The following is a 19,945-nucleotide window of genomic DNA, read 5'->3' on the forward strand; positions in this document are numbered from 1 at the left end:
TCGGTGAGCAGTCCGGTTTTGTCGGAGTCGGTCAGAGCTATGTTGCTACGACATCGGGCGCGGTAATTGCCGTTGGAACGCCGGGCCTGGGTTCCCGCCCCGGCCGACGACCGCGCCGCTCGTCGGTCAGGTCCGATGCAGCAAGACTAGGCATCATGGACATACGCGAAGGCATGGTACTCGTATTCCTCTTCGAAGAAGACGACGAGAACCCTTATGTCATGGGACAACAGCATCAGATCACTGCCGAGAACTTCTCGTAGTTTCCGCGCCCATCCGCGCTCAGGGAGCGCGCACTCCAGCCACGGAAAGAACTGCATCGAGGTTCGAATATGCACGGTTTGCCCAATGCCGGCTTGCTCGGCGAATTGCTCCATCCACGATTCCACCCGATCTTCACCCAGCTCATCGCTGATCTGAGAATCGGGAACCGAGGCCGAGCTCAAATATTCGGCGATCTCGCCATCGACCCACTCTGGGATGCTCTCCGGACCGTGATATTTTATGCCGTCCAGGGCAGACAGGATTTTCTCGGCCTCACGTTTTTCCTTGTGTAGTCGAAGTTTTTCCTGCAGTTCCCTACTCATCTTCTAATCCAGTCAGGGATAGTAAAGGTGATGTTTCTGTCCGACCTGTTGGTACCGCTGGCCCCTCATATCCACGTCCGAACCTCCGCCCTTGGGCTGCCCAGCATGAAAGTGCGGACTCGGCGCATTCGGATCACTAGTGTGTTCGATGACCAATCGAGTGCCTTGCGGTGTCTCAAACTGATAGTAGCGCCCACTCGACCCGAGGTTCGTGTCGTACACATAGTTGCTGCTCCTGTGACGTTGGGCCGGATCGTTGCCCACAGTCCATTGGCGAGTGGGTTGTTGGCTCCGGGGGACGTCTGCCAAGTCTTTTGCTGCATTAAATGCTTCTTTGCGATTTTGGAAGTGCCTGTCGCACGTCGCTAGTCCATGGGGATCCACCCACGCCGATGGATTGGAAACATAGGCGTGGTGATTAGGCGAGGGCTCCAGGCCCAACGGATCAGGGGACGCGTATCGCGCTGTCTCCGGGTCGTAGTGGCGGAAGTAGTTGTAGTGGAGGCCGGTTTCCGGGTCGGCGTATTGGCCGGGGAAGCGGAGGGGGCAGTCGGCCGAGTCGGGTGGGGGGGGGAGGGGGGTGCCCCAGAGGGTGGTGCGGTGTTGCCAGGCGACGATGCCGTCGGGGGTGACAAGTTCCGTTGGGGTGCCGACCAGGTCGGTGATGATGGCGTGGAAGCGGGCGTCGTATTCCGATTGCGGGGTCGTATCGGTCAAGCGGCGGAGGACCGGTGATGTTTCCGCCGCTGGCTCACGCGGCGTGTGGCGCTCGGTTTGGGTCAGGGGGCGGTGGGTGTCCGGGGCGTAGTCCCACGTCAGGGTCGTGCCGTCGGTCGCCGTCTGTTCGGCCAGGCGGGTGCCGTCCCAGGTGAAGTCGATTCGGTCGGCGGCCGTGCCGTTCTCCGCGACGCGTTGTTTCGTGGTGCGGCGGCCCAGTGGGTCGTATGTGTAGTGCCAGTGGTCGCCGTCCGGGGTTGTCGCGTCCGTCAGGCGGTCTTCGGGGCTCCAGGTGTAGGTCCAGATGCGGGTCTGGCCGTTCAGGAGTTTGCGGGTGCGGCGGGTGAGGCGGCCTTGGGCGTCGTGTTCGTACGTCGTGCGGCCCGCTCGGTGGATCACCGTGCCGGTGAACTCCCGGTCGCCGGTGGCCTCATGGCCCGGGGCCGTGGCGTGCGTCAGGTTGCCCGCCGCGTCGTAGGCGTAGGTCTCGGTCCAGCCGTGGGCGTGGACCGCCGTCACGCGGCCGACCGGGTCGAGGTCGAAGCTGCGGGTCCCGGACGTCAGCTCGCGGATTTCGGTGAGGTGGTCGTCCGGGCGGTAGGCGTACGCCCGATGCTGGATCAGGGTGTTGGCCGGGCCGGTGACGGTCTGGCCCGTCAGGCGGTCCAGGGCGTCCCACGCCTGGGTCAGGGTCACGTCGTCGCCGAAGGTGCGGGACGTTTCCCGGCCCGCCGCGTCGTACGCGAAGTGCAGGGAGTTGTCCGCCGTGGTGAGGGTCGTCGGGCGGCCTGTCGCGTCGTACGTCCAGGTCGAGCGCAGGCCGCTCGGGGTGATCCGCTCCGTGCGGTTGCCCGACGCGTCGTACGCGTACGACGTCGTACGGTCGCCGATCGCCTCGCTCAGGACCCGGCCCCGCGCGTCATACGTGCGGTGCAGCTCCGTGTCCGGGTTCGCCGCCCGCGTCAGGCGGCTCGCCGCGTCGTACGCGAACGTCGTCTCCGTGCCGTCCGCCGTGCGGGTGGCGACTGTGCGGCCCAGCGCGTCACGTGCGTAGGCCAGTGCTTCGCCCGCGCCGTTCTTCCGGGATATCAGGCGGCCTGCCGCGTCGTGCTCGTACGACAGCGTGCGGCCGTTGAAGTCCGTTTCCGAGACGACCTGCCCCGCCCCGTCGTACGTGTACGTCCACGTCCGGCCCTGCGGGTTCGTGACCCCGGTCAGGCGCAGCTCGGTGTCGTAGGTGAAGGCATATGTCGCCCCGTCCGGGTCGGTCCGCGTCGCCGGGAGGTCGAAGTGGGTGTGGGTGTGGCGGGTGGTGTTGCCCGCGGGGTCGGTGTGTTCGGCGAGGTTGCCCTCGGCGTCCCAGGCCCAGGTTTCGCGGCTGCCGTCCGGCCGGGTGCGCCAGGCGGGCTTGCCCTCGATGGTCCAGCCTTGGCGGGTGACGTGGCCCAGGGGGTCGGTGACGCGGGTGATACGGCCGTGGGTGCCCCGGCGGACCCGTGTCGTGTTGCCCGATGCGTCGGTGACTTCTACCGGCAGGCCAGCCGCGTTGCACACCACGGTCACCGTGTGGCCCAGTGCGTCCGTGACCGAGGTCAGGTTCCCCGACTCGTCGTACGTGTAGTGCGTTTCCGCGCCCATCGGGTCCGTCGTCCGGACGCGGTTGCCCCGTTCGTCGTAGGCGTGGCGCCACACGGCCCCGTCCGGTTCCCGGACCTCCAGCGGCCTGCCGTACGCGTCGTACGTGGCCGTGGCCACCGTGCCGTCCGGGCGGGTGACGCGTATCAGGTTGCCGGAGTCGTCGTACGCGTAGCGTGTGGTGTGGCCCAGCGGGTCCGTCACCGACAGCGGCAGGCGGCGCGTTTCCGGGTCCCATTCGGTGCGGGTGGTGCGGCCCAGGGCATCGGTGCGGGCCACCGCCCGGTGCGCCTCGTCGAAGACATACGTGATGCGGTGGCCGAGCGAGTCCGTGTAGACGGTGGTGCGGGACGCCTCGTCGTAGTGGAAGCGGCCGGTCATCATGTCGTCCGAGCCGATGGTGCGCAGCACCCGGCCCCGGTGGTCATAGACGTACCCGAAGCTGGTGCCGTTGCGGTCGGTCCATGATGTGACGCGGTGCTGGTCGTCGTAGGTGAACCGCATCGGCTCGGCGGCCGAGTTGAAGACCTGGGTCAAGTCCCCCGCCTCGTTGTAGCCGAAGGCGACCAGCGGGGTGCCCTCCTCGGCGTCGCCCACGCCCAGGAGCCGCAGCCCCGTGACGCGCATCAGCTCCGGATCGGTGTCGATCGCGATGCGGTACCCGCCGGAGTGCGCCACCTCGCGCGGCGTGCCGTCCTCCTCGTACGCGAAGGTGATGGACCGGCCGTTGCGGTCCTCGATCCTCGCCAGGGGGAGCTCGTTGCCCGCCAGCGGGTCGAAGTGCAGTGTGCGGGCCTGCTCCGGTATCTCGATCCGCATCGTGCCGCCCGCCGCGCCGTCCCAGCGCAGCGGCCAGCGCGGGCCCCGCGCCGGGTAGGTGTCCTCCCCGGGCGTCGGCACCCCGTAGCGCAGCACCATCCCGTCGGCCGTGACGAACACGATCCCGTCCGCGTCCAGCTCCAGCCGCTGGTCGAGCGTGGCCGCCCAGGTGCGGCCGAACCAGCCGCCGCAGGTGTGCCCGGAGACGAAGGTGCGCTCCAGGACCAGGGGGAGCGCCCCGGGCAGGGACACATCCGTGGCCGGCATGACCATCTCGCCGGTCGCGACGTCGACCGGGTCGTCCTCGCAGTCCCTGTCGTGGGTGTGGCGGTCGTGCGTGCCCTCGCTGTCCGCCCGCCCGGACGCCTCGCCGTCCCGGCCCAGGACCTTCTTGCGGGCCGCCAGCCGCTGGGCGGCGGTCCTGCCCGTCTGGAGCTCCTTGCGCAGCGCGCTCGCACCGCCCGTGGCCAGGGCGAGCAGCAGCGACGGGGTGATCTCGCCCGCCGCGCGCAGCGGGTCCTTGGACCACATGTCCCAGTTCGTGACCGCCTTCGCGAACTCCTTGGGGTGCTGGGCCGCGTACGCCGCGCCGTCCACCATGCCGGCCAGCTGCATCGCGAAGCCCTGGGCGTCGCCCTTGAGGAGCGAGGCGGGGAGCTCGGCCACGCCCAGGATGCCGTGGTGGACCTTCCACAGCCCGTCCTTGAGGCCGCCCCCGACCTTCTGCCAGTTGCTCGGCTTGTTCGGGGCCTTCTCCGCCGCCTTGTCGATCTTCTTCTTCGACGCGTCGACGACCAGCTGCAACTCCTCGATCAGCTTGTCCAGCCGACCGACACACCCCTCCATCGCGGCGATGCCCGGATCGGTCTCCGAGGGCTTCTCCGGCAGCTGCTCGTCCCCGCGCGTCACCGCGTCGTTGTACGAGTCGACCTTCTTGCCGTACGCCTTGGACGCCGCCCGCGCCGCGTCCGCGTCCTCGATGATCGGCTCACACCGCTTCTGCACCGACCGCAGCTTGGTGGCGTACGCCGCCAGCGCGCTCGCCGCATGGGTGAACTGGTCATGGCCCGAGGTCAGTTCCTTCGGCAGCCGGTCGACTGACTTCCGGAACTCGCTCGCGCCCTTGCCGGACCAGTCCGCCAGCTCCAGCGGCCGCAGCTTGTCCTTGCCGTCCTGGAAGGCTCCCGCGTACGCGCGAAGCTCCAGCACCAGGTCGTCGATGTCGTCCGGATTGCCGGGGATCAGATCCTTGGGCTTGGCGTCCTCCGGTATCCGTATCTGCGGGGCCCGCCCCGCGTCCGGATCGCCCATTACGATTCGTCCCCGTACTCACTCAGCAGCTTGCGCGAGAACTTCGACAATCCCGTGTCCTCCGGGCGCTTCTCCATCTCCGGCGCGCCCACGTGCTCCCAGGACCACTTGCCCGCCGAGCCCGAGGGGAGCTTCGCCATGTTCTCGTCCGAGGGCCAGAAGTCCTTGATCCGCATCAGATCCGCCAGCATGTACCCGGCTATCGCCTCGTACAGCCGCTCCACCACCGCGTCCGCGTGATCGGCCAGCTCGCCCATGCCGAAGCCCCACTCCTTGAGGAACCCCTTGCCCGATTCCAGGAGTTCGGGGGCGCCGCAGTGCTGGAGATAGGCCGTCAGCTTCTCCTGGCCGTTCTTCACGGCCCGGGCCCCGACGACCGACTCCTCCAGCGGGGCGATCAGGCCCTTCACCGAAGCGATCTCGATCTTGTAGCCGTCGGCACCCTCATTGCCGCCGTACTTGCCGTGTTCGCCGCCCTCGCTGGGGGCGCGGTTCACATTCCGGGCATCAGGATCCGCCATGCCCAGCCCCCTCCTCCTCGGGACTTTCCGCTTCCTGGCCGTCCGCGTCGCGCAACGTCCGCGCGTCCAGCAGGAAGGGGCGCTCGCCCAGCGGATCCACCAGCGCCCGTACGCCCTCGGGCAGCAGACCCACCAGATCCTCGACGGTCGTGGACGCCCATCCGCACGCCCCCGCGAAGCGGGCGAGCCCTTCGACTGAGGTGAAGACCGGCACGAGCGGACCGCCTTCGGCGGTCTCCGAGACCAGGAAGCCCGGTTCCTCCGGGCGCTGGAAGTACAGCCGCGCCTTCCGCAGCGCCGCCCACTTCTCGCGCTCCGGCATCCGCGCGGCGGTCTCCTGGCGGATGAGGTCCGCCAGCGTCGTTCTGCCAGCCTGACCAGGCGGTCTGCTGTCCCCTCCCCCAAACATGCGGGCTATCTTCGCACAGGCGACTGACACCACTGGTGACCGCCACGCGACTCGGCGTGATGAAAACGCGGCCGCCCCGGTCGCCCGGGGCGGCACGTACATCGGGGGTGTTCCGTGCGGAGTCGGGACCGCGCGTTCAGCCCGGGGTCAGCCCGCTCCGCCGAGCCACTTCAGCCCGTCGAGCAGGAACCGGTTCTGCGTCTGGCTCGCGAAGGTGGACGACAGGGGGGTGTTGTGCTCGTAGTCCATCGCGTTGTGCCCGAAGTTCGCGTACAGCATCTTGTACTTGCTGTTCGTCCACAGGATCGGGTAATAGCCGTCGTACCAGGTCTGGTTGGGGTCGGTGCCGAGCGGGAAGCTGCTCGGGTCGACGGAGGCCAGGATCTTGATGTCCGGGTTCTGCCGCAGGTCCTTCGACCAGCTGTACCACTCGCTGACCGACGAGGTGAAGGTGGCGGGCAGGGCCTTGGTGGACGGGTGGGTCCGGTCCTCGACCCGCAGGGTGGCCGTGGTCGGCCCCCAGGTGTTGGACTTGAAGTCGCCGCTGCCGAGGAACTCGTCGTGGTACCAGGGCCAGCTCTGCGCCTCGGTGGTGAAGGCCGCCACGTGGAACCCCATCCAGGCGCCGCCCGCGCGCATATAGCGCTCGAATCCCGCCCGTTGGGCCGCGGTCTGCGGCAGGTCGTCGAGGAACAGCACCACCTGGTAGTCGTCGGTCCCGATGTCGTTGAGCTGGTTCCAGTCGTTGCTCGCCGTATAGGTGAAACCGTTCTGCTCGGCCTGGATCGGGAACCAGTCGTTCGCCTCGTGGACGAAGTTGATGTGGGCGGCGTCCCACGTCCCGTTGTAGAGGGCCAACACCTTGAACGGCGCGGCCGCGTCGCGGGCCGTCGCATGGACGGGAGTGACCGCCAGTCCCAGCAGAGTTGCCAGCAATATCAGCAGCCGTATGGCCACGGACGGCGTCCTGGGCGATCTGATGTCTCCGCTCTTCTGCATGTGCGCTCCTCGCTGTACGGATGATGCCGCTGTCACGGGTGGGGGATCAGGACATTGACGGAGAACGCCGACACGGCTGCGGAGCGGGGCGTTCACCACCGCAGAGGCACGGCCCTTCGCAGATGGGCGAGGTGAACTTAAAGGTCTGAACCAAGAGCGTCAAGAGATCCGCCGCTCAGCCGGTGCGCGGAGCTTGTCTCCATGAGCGGCGGCGATTGCCTCAATGAGTCAATGTCAGTGTTTTTGATGACAGACCACTCGGGAGCCATCGGGCCCGTGAGAGGGACTCGGGCCCGAAAGTACAAGATCGGCAGGGCCTACCGGTTTTGTCCGCGGCTGGCTATCCCTGGAAGGGCGGTCCCGCAGGGCCGCGATTCCCGGGGAAGGAGCCCAGCTATGGACGACTGGTACGTGGACGACCGCTGCACCAACTGCGATGTCGCCCGGCAGTTGGCGCCCGAGCTGATCAGCGAGGTCGGCGGGCGGTCGGAGGTCGTGCGTCAGCCGCGCGACGAGGCGGAGACGCGGCGCCTGCATACCGCCGTGTTCGCCTGCCCCACCCGCTCGATCCGCCCGGCGTCCGGGCGGCCGGACCGGGCGCTCGACCCGTTCCCCATGGCCCTGGACGACGGTGTGCTGATCTGCGGCCACAACTCCCAGCACACCGCCGGGGCCAACTCCTATCTGCTGCCGCGGCCGTCCGGCACGGCGATGATGATCGACACACCGCGCTGGAGCCGGGAGCTGGCCGGACGTTACGCGGCGTCGGGCCCCGTCACCGATGTGCTGCTGACCCACCGCGACCACGCCGCCCACGGCCGTCGCTACGCGGATCACTTCGGCGCCCGGCTGTGGATCCACGAGGGCGACCTGGACGCGGCACCCGACGCGGACCAGGTGATCCGGGGCCTGGAGCCCGTGGAGATCGGCCCGGGGGTCATCGCCCATCCGCTGCCGGGCCACACCCTGGGCAGTGTGCTCTACCTCGCGGACGACCGGTACTGCTTCAGCGGTGACAGCATCTACTGGTCGCGCGCGCTCGGGGATCTGGCCGTGGCGGAGAGCGTGACCTGGCACTCCATCGAGGAGCTGGCCGCCTCACTGGCGAGGGTGGCCGGACGGCTGCGTTTCGAGTGGATCCTGCCGGGCCACGGGGACCGGCGCCGGCTGGATGCCGACGAGATGTCCCGGCGGCTGCGGGCGCTGACGGAGCGCACGGGGCTGCTGCGGCCCCGGCCGATCGACTTCACGGCCGTCCGATGGTGACGGAGCGGCCGGATGGGGGAGGAGCCGGGACAGGGTCCGGCCGAGGCCGGTGACCACCTGGGTTTCTGTAGGAAGTCGACAGGGAGGGGGACCCGCCCCTGTGGGTGCCCGATTCCTCCTCGAGGGCCTGGGACCGATAGTTTGCGGGGGTAGGGGTCGGCACGCACTGTGACGTCCCGCAGGAACTATCGACAGAGATCGACAAGAGAAGGTGGTCCCTTGAGCCGCTCGGTTCTCGTCACCGGAGGCAACCGCGGCATCGGCCTCGCCATCGCCCGTGCCTTCGCCGACGCTGGCGACAAGGTCGCCATCACCTACCGGTCCGGTGAGCCGCCGGCCGGCTTCCTCGCGGTCAAGTGCGACATCACCGAGCCGGAGCAGGTCGAGCAGGCGTACAAGGAGATCGAGGAGAAGCACGGCACGGTCGAGGTCCTGGTGGCCAACGCCGGGGTCACCCGCGACCAGCTGCTGATGCGGATGTCCGAGGAGGACTTCGCCGCCGTCCTCGAGACCAACCTCACGGGCACGTTCCGCGTGGTCAAGCGGGCCAACCGGGGGATGCTGCGGGCCCGTAAGGGGCGCGTGGTGCTGATCTCGTCGGTCGTCGGGCTGATGGGGTCGGCCGGTCAGGCGAACTACGCCGCGTCCAAGGCGGGCCTGGTGGGCTTCGCCCGTTCCCTCGCCCGTGAGCTGGGCTCGCGCAACATCACCGTCAATGTGGTCGCGCCCGGTTTCGTCGACACGGACATGACGCGCGCGCTCAGCGACGACCAGCGCGAGAACATCGTGAAGCAGGTACCGCTCGCGCGTTACGCGCAGCCCGAGGAGATCGCCGCCTCGGTCCGCTTCCTGGCCTCCGACGAGGCCGCGTACATCACTGGAGCCGTCATCCCTGTCGACGGCGGATTGGGCATGGGTCACTGATCGTCATGAGTGGAATTCTCGCTGGTAAGCGCATCCTGGTCACGGGCGTCATCACCGAGGCGTCCATCGCCTTCCACGCCGCCAAGCTGGCCCAGGAGGAGGGCGCCGAGGTCATCCTCACCGGCTTCGGCCGGGTCTCCCTCGTCGAGCGGATCGCCAAGCGGCTGCCCAAGCCCGCCCCGGTCATCGAGCTGGACGTGCAGAACCAGGAGCAGCTGGACGGCCTGGCCGACAAGGTGCGCGAGCACCTGGGCGAGGGTGTCGACCTCGACGGCGTGGTGCACTCCATCGCCTTCGGCCCGCAGGGCGCGTTCAACTTCCTCGAGGGCACCTGGGAGGACGTCGGCACGGCCGTGCATGTCTCGGCCTACTCGCTCAAGGCGCTCACCATGGCGTGCCTGCCGGTCATGCCCCGCGGCGGCTCGATCGTCGGTCTGACCTTCGACGCCCAGTTCGCCTGGCCGAAGTACGACTGGATGGGCGTGGCCAAGGCCGCCCTGGAGTCGACCAACCGCTACCTCGCCCGCGACCTCGGCGAGCAGAACGTCCGCTGCAACCTGGTCTCCGCCGGGCCCATCAAGTCCATGGCCGCGAAGTCCATCCCCGGCTTCGAGGAGCTCGCGGACGTGTGGAACCACCGGGCCCCGATCGGCTGGGACCTGACCGACCCGGAGCCGGCCGGCCGCGGCGTCGTCGCCCTGCTGTCCGACTGGTTCCCGCGCACCACGGGCGAGATCGTGCATGTCGACGGCGGTGTGCACATGATGGGTGCCTGAGCCCACGGCCGCGCCCACGGTGTTTCCGCGCGACGGCCGCCGTCCCGCTCCCGCGCACCGCGGGTCCGGACGGCGGCCGTTCCGCTTCCGCGTTCACCCGTTCGGGGGACCAGGACGCGCGTACGGGTGGCGGGCACGCGCACTGTGGAGTCGTACACCCCGTAACACCTGATACGCCCTATACGGATCTCCATACCCCCGATACCCCGATACCCCGATGCCCCGATAACGCCTGATACGACGAACCGACTCACCGGAGCGCCGGCGCCAGCGGTACGGCGGAGGAGGTCCCGCATGCGTACGACCCGCCGTGTCGCGGCCGCGGTGCTGCTCGTCGCCACGGTGGGTCTGATCATCGCCGCCTCCAGCTCCGCCGCGCAGGACCGGCCCCGTCCGCGCGAGGCCGCCTGCAGCACCACGGTGCGCGGTTCGCACGCCACCGCCAGCTGTTTCAACCCCAATCCCCGCGCCGACCGGGTGCAGCTGCATGTCGAATGCGCCCACTGGTGGGACCCGGACATGGACGCCCGCCCGGTGGAGGTCGGCCCGGCGCAGTATGTGCGGCTCGCAGAGCGCTGCTGGAAGGAGATACGGAAGGCCTGGGTGAGCCACCGCTGACCGGGGGGGCTGCTCAGCGGCTCCGGAAACGGCAGCCGAACGGGTGGGTGCTGGCCTCGGCCGCCGCCCGCTCCCCGTCCCCCTCCCGGATCGCCTCCACCAGCCGCCCGTGGTCCACATACGTGTCCGGGCCCATCCCGCTGTCGACGTCCGCGCGCAGGAAGTCCCGTACGACCGCGCCCAGATCCGCGTACAGCTCGGCCAGCACATCGTTGTGCGCGGCTGCCACGACCGCCATGTGCAAGGTGGCGTCCGCCTCGACGAAGGCGTCCGGGTCGCCCGCCTCCCAGGCCCCCTCGCGCCGGTCCAGCTGGGCGTCCAGCTGCTTGAGGTCCTGCTCGGTACGGCGCGCCGCGGCCAGGTGGGCCGCCTTGGTCTCCAGCGCGCTGCGCAGCTCGGCCACATGACGGGGGTCGGCGGCTGCGAAGCGGCGGCGCATCACCCCGGCCAGTTCGCTGGTCGCCAGGACGTATGTGCCCGAGCCCTGGCGGATGTCCAGCAGCCCGTTGTGCGCGAGGGCGCGCACGGCCTCCCGTACGGTGTTGCGCGCGACCCCGAGCTGCTCGACCAGCTCGGGCTCGGTGGGGATCCGCGAGCCCACCGGCCACTCGCCCGAGGTGATCTGGGCACGTAGCTGGGCGATCACCTGGTCGGCGAGGGCGGAGCGCCGGGGCGAGGTCAGCGGCATGACTCTCCTGTGCGTGCGGCTGTGCGTTCGGCGGGTGCGGGTGCGGGTGCGGGTGCGGGTGCGGGTGCGGGTGCGATGTGGATGTGGATGTGGCCCGAGGTGGGCGAACGGACGACCCTTCCATGATGCCGTCCGGCCGTTACCGGGTGGTCGCTATCCACTGGACGGGCATTCATCCCATGATTCTATGATGGTCGGCATGCATACGCCCCCGTCTGACGACCTCGCGACGCCCGAGACCGCCGCCTCCGCGCCCCGCCCGGCGGAACACGGAGGACCGCGCCGTCCGGCCTCGCCCTGGCGCGGCCGCGTCATGGCGGCAGGGCTCATGCTCGCCGCGCTCAACCTCCGCCCCGCCGTCACCAGTCTCGGCCCGCTGCTCGAAGAGGTCCGCGACGACCTCGGGATGAGCGGCACCGTCGCCGGAGTGCTCACCTCCGTGCCCGCGGCCTGCTTCGCGCTCTTCGGGCTCACCGCGCCCCGGCTGGCCCGGCGCTGGGGGCCGGGGGCCATCGTCTGCGCCGGGCTCGCCGCCATCGCCACCGGCCTGCTGCTGCGCCCCTTCGCCGGCGGGACCGTGGTCTTCCTGGCCGCCAGCGCGCTCGCCCTGGCCGGGATCGCGGTGAGCAACATCCTGATGCCGGTGATCGTCAAGCGCTGGTTCCCGGACCGGGTCGGCGCGATGACCGGGCTGTACTCGATGGGCCTGTCGCTGGGCACGGCCGCCGCCGCGGCGGCCACCGTGCCGATGACCGACGCGCTGGGCGGCTCCTGGCGGAGCGGGCTCGGGGTGTGGGCGCTGCTCGCCGCGGTGGCGCTGGTGCCCTGGCTGTTCCTCGCCCGTGCCGCCCGCGGGGGTGCGAGCGGCCCGGAAGCGGGCGCCACGGATACGGACGCACCCGCCGCGGCCCCGGCCAGTGCCCCCGCGATGCGCATCACCCGCTCCCCCCTCGCCTGGGCGATGGCCGTCTTCTTCGGCTTCCAGGCCACCGCCGCGTACATCTCCATGGGCTGGATGCCGCAGATCTTCCGGGACGCGGGGGTCTCCGCCTCCACCTCGGGTCTGCTTCTGGCCGTGATGATGGCGATGGGCGTGCCGCTCGCCTTCGTCCTGCCGCGGATCGCCGCCCGGCTGCGGCACCAGGGCGTCCTGGTCGTCATCCTCGGCGTCTTCGGGCTCACCGGTTACGCCGGGCTGTGGCTGGCCCCGGCCGGGGGCGCCTGGGCGTGGGCCGTGCTGCTCGGCATCGCCAACTGCGCCTTCCCGCTCGCCCTCACCATGATCGGCATGCGGACCAGGACCCACGCGGGCGTCGTCCGGCTGTCGGCCTTCGCGCAGAGCGTCGGCTATCTGCTCTCCATCCCGGGCCCGCTGCTGGTCGGCGTGCTCTACCAGCACAGCGGCGGCTGGGGGCAGCCGCTCGCGCTGATGGCCGGGTTCATGGTGCCGCAGATCGTCGCGGGCGTACTGGCCGGACGCGACCGCCACCTCGAGGACGAGGTCTGACAAGCGCAAACCCAGAGCCGGGCGAGGGCTGAGTGGTCCCGCGCACCGGGGATGGGACACTGGTGCCATGCCAGTGCTCGATGAGAACCCCCCGAACGGCCAGAAGAAGCTCCTCGTCATCTTCGGCGTGATGCTGGGCATCACCGTGATCATCGGCGTGATCGCCACCATCGCCTCGCCCTGACCTGGTGCGGACGCCGGATGGTGGGGCTGGCCCCACCATCCCCTAGGGGGCAGGGCTCAGGGGGAACTGGGTGGCTCACCGGATGGGAGACGCCGCGCCCGCTCCGTACCGTCGAACCATCGACACGTTCGGCGACCCCGGAGGCGATCCCATGTCCGCCCGCACCCAGACCCGGCCCGCGCATCCGGTGGACAGCGGCATGGACACCCGGCTGCCATGGTGGGCCGTCGCCCTCCCGGCCGTGGCCTTCGCGGCGCTGCTGCTCCTGCTGACCGGACCCACCGACGCCCACGCCGACAGCGGTGGCTCGGGGCCGGTCTCGCAGGTCGTGGAGTTGGTGCAGCGGACGTTCGGGGAGGCGGCACCGTGACCACCGTAGGCGGTGGAGATCAGTTGTGTCCGCCGTATCGCGGGTGTGCTCACGTTTGACGAGGTCGTTCCAACACCCTGCGCCTCGTGCACCGATTCATGCGAAGCTGGGACGCATGAGCGTCGATGTGCCCCGCAGGATTGTCCTCCTTCGACACGCCAAGGCCGACTGGCCCCAGGTGGCCGACCATGAGCGCCCGCTCGCGGAGCGCGGCCGCAATGACGCCCCGCTCGCCGGGCGCCGGATCGCGGACGCCGGTCTCACCCCCGAACTCACCCTCTGCTCCACCGCACTGCGCACCCGTGAGACCTGGAAGCTGGTGGTCCACGAGCTGCCGCAGCGCCCCAAGACCGTCTACGAGGAGCGGCTGTACGACGCCCCGGTCGGTCAGCTCATCGAGGTGATCAACGAGACTTCGGACGACATCACCGACCTGCTGGTCGTCGGTCACAACCCCGGGATGCACGGCCTGGCCGACGCGCTGGCGGGCGAGGCCGACGAGGACGCCAAGGAGCGCATGGACCGCGGCGCCTTCCCCACCTCCGCGTTCGCGGTCGTGACGTTCAGCGGTTCGTGGAAGTCGGTCGAGGTCGGCTGCGGGCGGCTGACCAGCTTCTGGGCGCCCCACGAGTGAGCCGCCCGGGCCCCGCTCCCGGCTGATCCGCCAGGCGTGATCGCCGGATGTGCCGCCCCGGGCGTTGATGCCCGGCCGTGCCGCCCCGGGCGTGCTGCCACGTCCCAACGCACCGGCCCCCGCTCCACCGTCGTCGTAGCCGTACGGGGGAGCGGGGGCCGTTCCGCGTTCCGGACCGGGCTCGTCAGACGCTTGTCAGTCCACGTGCGCGTCCGCCGCCTCGACCTCTTCGCGGGTCACGCCCAGCAGATACAGCACGGTGTCGAGGAACGGCACGTTCAGGGCGGTGTGCGCGGCCTCCCGGACCACCGGCTTGGCGTTGAAGGCGACACCCAGACCGGCCGCGTTCAGCATGTCCAGGTCGTTCGCCCCGTCGCCGATCGCGACCGTCTGCACCAGCGGTACCCCCGCCTCGGCCGCGAAGCGCCGCAGCAGCCGCGCCTTGCCCGCCCGGTCCACCACCTCGCCGATCACCCGGCCGGTCAGCTTGCCGTCCACGACCTCCAGGGTGTTGGCGGAGGCGAAGTCGAGGCCAAGACGTTCCTTGAGGTCGTCGGTGACCTGCGTAAAGCCACCGGAGACCACGCCCACCTGATAGCCGAGCCGCTTCAGGGTGCGGATCAGCGTACGGGCGCCGGGCGTGAGCCGGACCTCCGCGCGCACCTTCTCCACCACGGACTCGTCGATCCCCGCCAGCAGCGCGACCCGCGCGTGCAACGACTGCTCGAAGTCCAGCTCACCGCGCATCGCCCGGGCCGTGACCTCGGCGACCTCGGCCTGACAGCCCGCATGCGCGGCGAAGAGCTCGATCACCTCGTCCTGGATCAGGGTGGAGTCCACATCCATGACCACCAGCCGCTGCGACCGGCGCTGCAGCCCCGACGCGACCACGGCCACATCGACGCCGATATCGGCGGCCTCGGTGGCGAGCGCGGTGCGCAGCGGCTCCGTCTCGGCGCCGGACACCTCGAACTCCACGGCCGTCACGGGATACTTCGCCAGCCGGAAGATCCGGTCGATATTGCCGCCGGTGCCGGTGATCCGGGAGGCGATGGCGGCCGTCGACTCGGCGGTCAGCGGATTCCCGAGCACGGTGACATGGGACCGGCCCGTGCCACGCGGCCGGTTGTCGCCCCGGCCGGAGATGATCTCGGCCTGGAGCCGCATCGACTCCGCCCAGCTGTGCACGGTGGCCCGCAGATCGCCCTCCGCCCCGTCGGCCTTGGGCGCCGTGACCAGGACGCACAGCACGATGCGGCCCCGGGTGACGACCTGCTCTATGTCGACTATGTGCACGCCATAGGCGGCGAGGGTGTCGCAGAGCCCGGCGGTGATACCGGGGCGGTCCTTGCCGAAGATCTTGACAAGGAGAGTGGGGACATCATCGTCCGGAACGGTGGTGACAGGGAGGATCCGCGATGCGCTCATGGTCTTCCCACCGTATCCGGCTGTTCGCGCGCCGCGCGCGGCAGCCCGCACCGTGGACGGCCGGCCGAGGCGGAACGTTCATGTCCCGGTCGCCGTGAAGTCACCCCTCGCATGATCGGCGACGTCATGTGCCGCGCCCCCCGCCCGGCCCCGGGGGCCCGCCGTCGCCCTCGTCCGGCCGCGCGAGCGCCACCGCCCGGCGCCCCGCCGCGCCCGTCGCCCATGCCGCCAGCGCCCCGGCGGCCCCCGCCACCGCGCCCCACCCCGCGCCCAGCGCCAGCGCGAGCGCGGCGTTCCCGTACAGCTCGATCCCCGCCCCGAAGGCGTCGAAGCCGAGCACGGACAGGCTCGCCCCCGCCGAGACCTGGGTCAGCCCCACCAGCAGCGGCAGCGCGAGCGCGGTCACCACGCCCAGCCGCAGCGCACACCACCCCGCGAAGGTCAACGGCCGGGAGTAGTTCCGCGCGGGTGACGGCCGGGAGTTCCCCGCGGGTGACGGCCGGAAGCCATCCACGGGCGTACGGGCCGCGGTGAGCACCCCGGCGGCGAGCATCAGCAGCACACTCGCGACCACCAGCAGCCAGACCCGGCCGTCGAGCCCGGCCAGCCGCCCCACCGTGAGCCGATCCCCGCCCGGCCCGGCGAGCAGATCGTCCACCGGATCGGGCAGCACATGCCGCAGCGCCCCGCTCGCCCGGCCGTACCAGGGGACGAACAGCCCGAGCGGTACGCCGATCCACACCCCGTTGACCGCGCCGAGCAGCGCCGACCCGAGCACCAGCCGCGGATGGTCGTCCCCGATCGCCGCGTAGACCCCGGCCACCAGGCCCGCGCCGACCGCCAGCACCAGCACCCCGCACAGCGCGGACACCGCCGGCCGGACCGTGCGGTGCAGCGCCCGCCCGCCGGGCGGCAGCGGGGTACGGCGCGAGGCGAGCAGCGCGAGCAGCAGTACGGCGACGACCCACACCAGGCCGCCCAGCAGCGAGCGGCCGGGGGCCACGGTGAAACCGACGGACGCCTTCGCGCCGACGAGGTCGGACAGCCGGTCCGGCAGCAGCCCGCCGCCGATGTCCGCGATATCGCCCAGCTGCTCGGGGAGCCGGCTCAGCAGATCGTGCTCGGTCTGCTCGGTGCTCAGGCCGCGGCGGACGAGCGTGGCGCCGTCGATCGTGACCGTATCGTTGCCCACCCAGGTCAGCCCGGCGAGCAGCAGCAGGAAGAGCAGGGCCACCAGGCCCGCCCGCGCGGCGAGTTCGCCCCCGCCGATCACCGCCCCCGCGCCCCGTAACGACCGTACGAACAGCCATCCCAGCAGCAGCGCGCCGACCAGGCTCACCCCGAGTGGCGCGATATCGATGGCGGCGTGGGCCTGCGCGCCTTCCAGTCCGAAGACGCCCACATCGCCGGACGGAGTGACGGAACCGCCGACCGCCAGCACCGTCGCCGCGGCGGCCATCGGCCCTAGCGCGCCCGCACTGTCCGCGCCGATCAGATGCAGGCCGAGCGCGGCGATCCCCACCATGGCCAGGAACGCCCAGCTCACCGAGGCGATCGCGGCGAGCAGCGCGGGTCCCCAGGGCACTCGTACGCCGCCGCTCGCGCTCATACCGCCGACCCCCCGATCGTCGCGAGTTGCCCGGATAAACCATGATCCGCACTATCCGTCAGCGCTTACCACTTTCCGAGGGCCTTTCGGATGAGTCAATGACGCCCGAGATGCGGTCTTGTCAAAACCCGACTTCCGGTGAAGGGACTGAGCCTGAAATAGTTCCTCACGATGTTCGCCATCCCTAGACTCCCTGTGTCAGGGGGTAACTCGGGGGACAACTAGTGGGGCGCGGAGTGCCGGAACTCGTACTGGAATTGAACGGACAGACCTGGACACTTGATCCATCCAGGTCGTACAGCCTGGGGCGTGACCCACAGGGCGACATGGTGCTGGACGACGCCAGGGTCTCCTGGCGACATGCCACGGTGCGCTGGGGTGGGCGCAGTTGGATCATTGAGGATCAGGGTTCCACCAATGGCACCTATGTGCAGGGCCAGAGAATCCAACAGGTGGAAATCGGCCCTGGTTCGGCCGTCCATCTCGGCAATGCCACCGATGGCCCCCGGCTCAGCGTCTCCGGCGGTGGTGCCGCCTCGGGCGGTGCCCCCTCGATGGGTGCCGCGGGCGCGTACGGCCAGCAGGCGGCGATGGGCATGCCTCAGCAGGGCCAGCAGGCTCACCAGGGTCAGCAGCCCCCCGCCCAGCAGCCGCCGCAGCAGCCCGGCCCCGGTGGCTGGCCGCAGCCGCCCCAAGGGCAGCCGCCCCAAGGGCAGCCGCCCCAAGGGATGCCCCAGGCGCAGCCCCAACGGCAGCCCGCAGGCTGGCAGCAGCCCCAGGCCGCGCACCAGCAGCAGCCGTTCATCCCGCAGCAGCAGCCCCCGCAGCCGCACCAGCAGCCACAGTCTCCGCAGAGCAACCTCGCGCAGAGCGGCCCCGGCGCCGGCCCCTCCGGCCCGGCCGGCACCGCGACCGCCCAGGGTGACCGCAGCCCGACCACCTTCCACCAGCTGGCCGCCGGCCGGGTGATGCGCATCGGCCGTGCGCTGGAGAACGACCTGGTCGTCTCCGATCTGCAGGTCTCGCGCCACCACGCCGAGTTCCAGGCGCTGCCCGACGGCCGCTTCGAGATACGTGACCTCGGCAGCCACAACGGCACCTATGTCAACGGCCAGCCGGTCCGGCAGCAGATCATCGGCCCCACCGACACCGTCGGCGTCGGTCACTCCACCTTCCGGCTGGTCGGCGACCGCCTCGAGGAGTTCGTCGACACCGGTGAGGTCTCCTTCTCGGCCCGCCATCTGACGGTGACGGTCGACGGCGGCAAGCAGATCCTCAAGGACGTCTCCTTCGGCGTCCCGGAGAAGTCCCTCGTCGCGGTCATCGGCCCGTCCGGCTCCGGTAAGTCCACGCTGCTCAAGGCGCTCACCGGTTACCGCCCGGCCAACCAAGGCGATGTCCTCTACGACAACCGGAACCTCTACAAGCAGTTCGCCGAGCTGCGCCAGCGCATCGGTCTGGTGCCCCAGGACGACATCCTCCACAAGGAGCTGACCGTCCAGAAGGCCCTGCGCTACGCCGCCAAGCTCCGCTTCCCCGGTGACACCGCCGAGGCCGAGCGCGAGGCCCGGATCGACGAGGTGCTGCGCGAGCTCAAGCTGGACATCCACCGGGAGAAGAAGGTCACCGCCCTCTCCGGCGGTCAGCGCAAGCGGGTCTCGGTCGCGCTGGAGCTGCTCACCAAGCCGTCGCTGATCTTCCTGGACGAGCCGACCTCCGGTCTCGACCCGGGCATGGACCGCGATGTCATGCAGCTGCTGCGCGGCCTGGCCGACGACGGCCGCACGGTGCTGGTGGTCACCCACTCGGTGGCCGAGCTGGCGCTGTGCGACAAGCTCCTGGTGATGGCGCCGGGCGGCTCGGTGGCCTACTTCGGCCCGCCGGACGAGGCGCTCAACTTCTTCGGCTACGACACCTGGGCGGATGTCTTCTCGGCGTTCGAGAACTACCGCGACTACGACTGGGCGGGCCGCTGGCGCGGTTCGCAGCATTACCAGATGTACGCGGCGGACCTCGACTCCGTTGCCCCGCAGTCGGTGAACGTCCAGGCGCCGCCGGCCCGGATGCAGAAGTCGCAGAGCTGGGGTTCGCAGCTGTGGACGCTGATCCGCCGCTATCTGTCGGTGATCGGCTCCGACAAGGGCTTCATGGGGCTGATGGTGATCCTGCCCGCCGTGCTGGGGGCGGTGAGCGTCGTCATCCCGGCGAAGTTCGGCCTCCAGATGGCCCCGAAGGGCAGTTTCAACCAGGCCGCCGGGACGGTGTTGCTGATCCTTGTGGTCGGCATGTGCTTCACCGGCGCGGCCAACTCCGTACGAGAACTGATCAAGGAACGGGTCATCTACGAACGGGAACGGGCGGTCGGCCTGTCCCGCTCCGCGTATCTGATGTCCAAGGTGATCGTGCTCGGCGTGATCACCGCATGCCAGGGCGTCATCATCTCCGCCATCGGTCTCTCGACGCGCAAACTGCCCGAAGAGGGCCTGCTGATGCCGCCGGCCGCCGAACTCTGCGTGGCCGTCATCGCGATCGGCTTCACCTCGATGATGGTGGGCCTGGTCATCTCGTCCCTGGTGAAGACCGCCGAGAAGACCATGCCGCTGCTGGTCATGTTCGCGATCATCCAGGTGGTCTTCACCGGTGTGCTGTTCAAGATCTTCGGATCGCCTGGTGTGGAGCAGTTCGCCTGGCTGATGCCGTCCCGCTGGGCGATCGGCGCGGCCGGTGCCACGCTGGACCTCGGCCCGGGCGCAGGTCACATGATGGCGCCGTGGGACAGCAAGAAGCCCCTGGACACCGACCCGCTGTGGGAGCACACCACCACCCAGTGGGGCATCGACATGGTCGCGCTGATCGTCCTGGGCATCGTGTGCGGCATCGCGGTCGCACGGCTGCTGCGCCGCCATGAGCCGGAGGTCATGCGCAAGTAGCCGCCACGGCGGC

General features: G+C 70.1%; 16 protein-coding genes and 1 pseudogene. 9 read left to right on the top strand and 8 right to left on the bottom strand.

Annotated features, from left to right (window positions below; translation table 11 throughout):
* Positions 1 to 146 precede the first annotated feature (146 nt).
* The 5 genes and pseudogenes from LIV37_RS37730 to LIV37_RS37750 all read right to left on the bottom strand — a co-directional run.
* Positions 147 to 587, bottom strand: a complete 441-nt coding sequence (locus LIV37_RS37730) for a hypothetical protein (protein WP_020872324.1) — start codon at positions 585 to 587, stop codon at positions 147 to 149.
* 12 nt (positions 588 to 599) lie between these two features.
* Positions 600 to 5,069: a putative T7SS-secreted protein gene (locus LIV37_RS37735; protein ID WP_254807136.1), complete on the bottom strand. Its 4,470-nt coding sequence runs from the start codon at positions 5,067 to 5,069 to the stop codon at positions 600 to 602.
* Positions 5,069 to 5,590: a hypothetical protein gene (locus tag LIV37_RS37740; RefSeq protein ID WP_020872326.1), complete on the bottom strand. Its 522-nt coding sequence runs from the start codon at positions 5,588 to 5,590 to the stop codon at positions 5,069 to 5,071. Before LIV37_RS37740 ends, LIV37_RS37735 begins: the two co-directional genes overlap by 1 nt.
* Complete coding sequence (locus LIV37_RS37745; RefSeq protein ID WP_020872327.1) at positions 5,577 to 5,912, bottom strand: SseB family protein; 336 nt, start codon at positions 5,910 to 5,912, stop codon at positions 5,577 to 5,579. The genes LIV37_RS37740 and LIV37_RS37745 overlap by 14 nt, the downstream gene beginning before the upstream one ends.
* 240 nt (positions 5,913 to 6,152) lie before the next feature.
* Positions 6,153 to 6,998 (bottom strand): annotated as a pseudogene (locus tag LIV37_RS37750) (ThuA domain-containing protein); the annotation flags it as partial.
* 396 nt (positions 6,999 to 7,394) lie between these two features.
* On the opposite strand from LIV37_RS37750, the gene LIV37_RS37755 reads away from it, so the two are divergent.
* The 4 genes from LIV37_RS37755 to LIV37_RS37770 all read left to right on the top strand — a co-directional run bounded on the left by LIV37_RS37755 (position 7,395) and on the right by LIV37_RS37770 (position 10,582).
* On the top strand, positions 7,395 to 8,264 hold the full coding sequence (locus LIV37_RS37755; RefSeq protein WP_020872329.1) for a 4Fe-4S domain-containing protein: 870 nt from the start codon (positions 7,395 to 7,397) through the stop codon (positions 8,262 to 8,264).
* Between the two features lie 219 nt (positions 8,265 to 8,483).
* Positions 8,484 to 9,188 (top strand): 3-oxoacyl-[acyl-carrier-protein] reductase, encoded by a 705-nt coding sequence (gene fabG, locus LIV37_RS37760; RefSeq protein ID WP_020872330.1) that lies wholly within the window; start codon positions 8,484 to 8,486, stop codon positions 9,186 to 9,188.
* A 5-nt stretch (positions 9,189 to 9,193) separates the two neighbouring features.
* A complete protein-coding gene (gene fabI, locus LIV37_RS37765; protein WP_020872331.1) occupies positions 9,194 to 9,964 on the top strand; it encodes an enoyl-ACP reductase FabI in 771 nt (256 codons plus the stop codon).
* Positions 9,965 to 10,258: 294 nt separating this feature from the next.
* Complete coding sequence (locus tag LIV37_RS37770) at positions 10,259 to 10,582, top strand: hypothetical protein (RefSeq protein WP_020872332.1); 324 nt, start codon at positions 10,259 to 10,261, stop codon at positions 10,580 to 10,582.
* A 13-nt stretch (positions 10,583 to 10,595) separates the two neighbouring features.
* Here the strand turns inward: LIV37_RS37770 and LIV37_RS37775 are convergent, their stop codons facing one another.
* Positions 10,596 to 11,270 (bottom strand): FadR/GntR family transcriptional regulator, encoded by a 675-nt coding sequence (locus LIV37_RS37775; RefSeq protein WP_020872333.1) that lies wholly within the window; start codon positions 11,268 to 11,270, stop codon positions 10,596 to 10,598.
* 199 nt (positions 11,271 to 11,469) lie between these two features.
* Between LIV37_RS37775 and LIV37_RS37780 the strand changes: the two genes are divergently transcribed.
* From LIV37_RS37780 to LIV37_RS37795, 4 genes are all read left to right on the top strand, one after another.
* Positions 11,470 to 12,777 (top strand): CynX/NimT family MFS transporter, encoded by a 1,308-nt coding sequence (locus LIV37_RS37780; RefSeq protein ID WP_373920721.1) that lies wholly within the window; start codon positions 11,470 to 11,472, stop codon positions 12,775 to 12,777.
* Between the two features lie 67 nt (positions 12,778 to 12,844).
* Positions 12,845 to 12,961 carry an SGM_5486 family transporter-associated protein gene (locus LIV37_RS37785; RefSeq protein ID WP_251983317.1) on the top strand — a complete coding sequence of 39 codons (117 nt, stop codon included), beginning with the start codon at positions 12,845 to 12,847 and terminating at the stop codon, positions 12,959 to 12,961.
* A gap of 151 nt (positions 12,962 to 13,112) precedes the next feature.
* Complete coding sequence (locus LIV37_RS37790) at positions 13,113 to 13,331, top strand: hypothetical protein (protein ID WP_121825039.1); 219 nt, start codon at positions 13,113 to 13,115, stop codon at positions 13,329 to 13,331.
* Between the two features lie 115 nt (positions 13,332 to 13,446).
* Positions 13,447 to 13,965 carry a SixA phosphatase family protein gene (locus tag LIV37_RS37795; RefSeq protein ID WP_020872337.1) on the top strand — a complete coding sequence of 173 codons (519 nt, stop codon included), beginning with the start codon at positions 13,447 to 13,449 and terminating at the stop codon, positions 13,963 to 13,965.
* Between the two features lie 195 nt (positions 13,966 to 14,160).
* Here the strand turns inward: LIV37_RS37795 and serB are convergent, their stop codons facing one another.
* Both serB and LIV37_RS37805 read right to left on the bottom strand, forming a co-directional pair.
* Positions 14,161 to 15,393, bottom strand: a complete 1,233-nt coding sequence (gene serB / locus LIV37_RS37800) for a phosphoserine phosphatase SerB (protein ID WP_020872338.1) — start codon at positions 15,391 to 15,393, stop codon at positions 14,161 to 14,163.
* Positions 15,394 to 15,517: 124 nt separating this feature from the next.
* On the bottom strand, positions 15,518 to 17,002 hold the full coding sequence (locus LIV37_RS37805) for a streptophobe family protein (protein WP_121824045.1): 1,485 nt from the start codon (positions 17,000 to 17,002) through the stop codon (positions 15,518 to 15,520).
* A 224-nt stretch (positions 17,003 to 17,226) separates the two neighbouring features.
* On the opposite strand from LIV37_RS37805, the gene LIV37_RS37810 reads away from it, so the two are divergent.
* Positions 17,227 to 19,932, top strand: a complete 2,706-nt coding sequence (locus LIV37_RS37810) for an ABC transporter ATP-binding protein/permease (RefSeq protein WP_121824044.1) — start codon at positions 17,227 to 17,229, stop codon at positions 19,930 to 19,932.
* Positions 19,933 to 19,945: the final 13 nt, after the last annotated feature.

Origin of the sequence: Streptomyces rapamycinicus NRRL 5491 (assembly GCF_024298965.1) — a bacterium.
Classification (GTDB): Bacteria; Actinomycetota; Actinomycetes; order Streptomycetales; family Streptomycetaceae; genus Streptomyces; species Streptomyces rapamycinicus.

Excerpts from the sequence above, each read along its gene's own strand:
- LIV37_RS37730 (WP_020872324.1), bottom strand. The coding sequence starts at position 587 with ATGAGTAGGGAACTGCAGGAAAAACTTCGACTACACAAGGAAAAACGT.
- LIV37_RS37735 (WP_254807136.1), bottom strand. The coding sequence starts at position 5,069 with ATGGGCGATCCGGACGCGGGGCGGGCCCCGCAGATACGGATACCGGAG.
- LIV37_RS37740 (WP_020872326.1), bottom strand. The coding sequence starts at position 5,590 with ATGGCGGATCCTGATGCCCGGAATGTGAACCGCGCCCCCAGCGAGGGC.
- LIV37_RS37745 (WP_020872327.1), bottom strand. The coding sequence starts at position 5,912 with ATGCCGGAGCGCGAGAAGTGGGCGGCGCTGCGGAAGGCGCGGCTGTAC.
- LIV37_RS37755 (WP_020872329.1), top strand. The coding sequence starts at position 7,395 with ATGGACGACTGGTACGTGGACGACCGCTGCACCAACTGCGATGTCGCC.
- fabI (WP_020872331.1), top strand. The coding sequence starts at position 9,194 with ATGAGTGGAATTCTCGCTGGTAAGCGCATCCTGGTCACGGGCGTCATC.
- LIV37_RS37770 (WP_020872332.1), top strand. The coding sequence starts at position 10,259 with ATGCGTACGACCCGCCGTGTCGCGGCCGCGGTGCTGCTCGTCGCCACG.
- LIV37_RS37775 (WP_020872333.1), bottom strand. The coding sequence starts at position 11,270 with ATGCCGCTGACCTCGCCCCGGCGCTCCGCCCTCGCCGACCAGGTGATC.
- LIV37_RS37780 (WP_373920721.1), top strand. The coding sequence starts at position 11,470 with ATGCATACGCCCCCGTCTGACGACCTCGCGACGCCCGAGACCGCCGCC.
- LIV37_RS37785 (WP_251983317.1), top strand. The coding sequence starts at position 12,845 with ATGCCAGTGCTCGATGAGAACCCCCCGAACGGCCAGAAGAAGCTCCTC.
- LIV37_RS37790 (WP_121825039.1), top strand. The coding sequence starts at position 13,113 with ATGTCCGCCCGCACCCAGACCCGGCCCGCGCATCCGGTGGACAGCGGC.
- LIV37_RS37795 (WP_020872337.1), top strand. The coding sequence starts at position 13,447 with ATGAGCGTCGATGTGCCCCGCAGGATTGTCCTCCTTCGACACGCCAAG.
- serB (WP_020872338.1), bottom strand. The coding sequence starts at position 15,393 with ATGAGCGCATCGCGGATCCTCCCTGTCACCACCGTTCCGGACGATGAT.
- LIV37_RS37805 (WP_121824045.1), bottom strand. The coding sequence starts at position 17,002 with ATGAGCGCGAGCGGCGGCGTACGAGTGCCCTGGGGACCCGCGCTGCTC.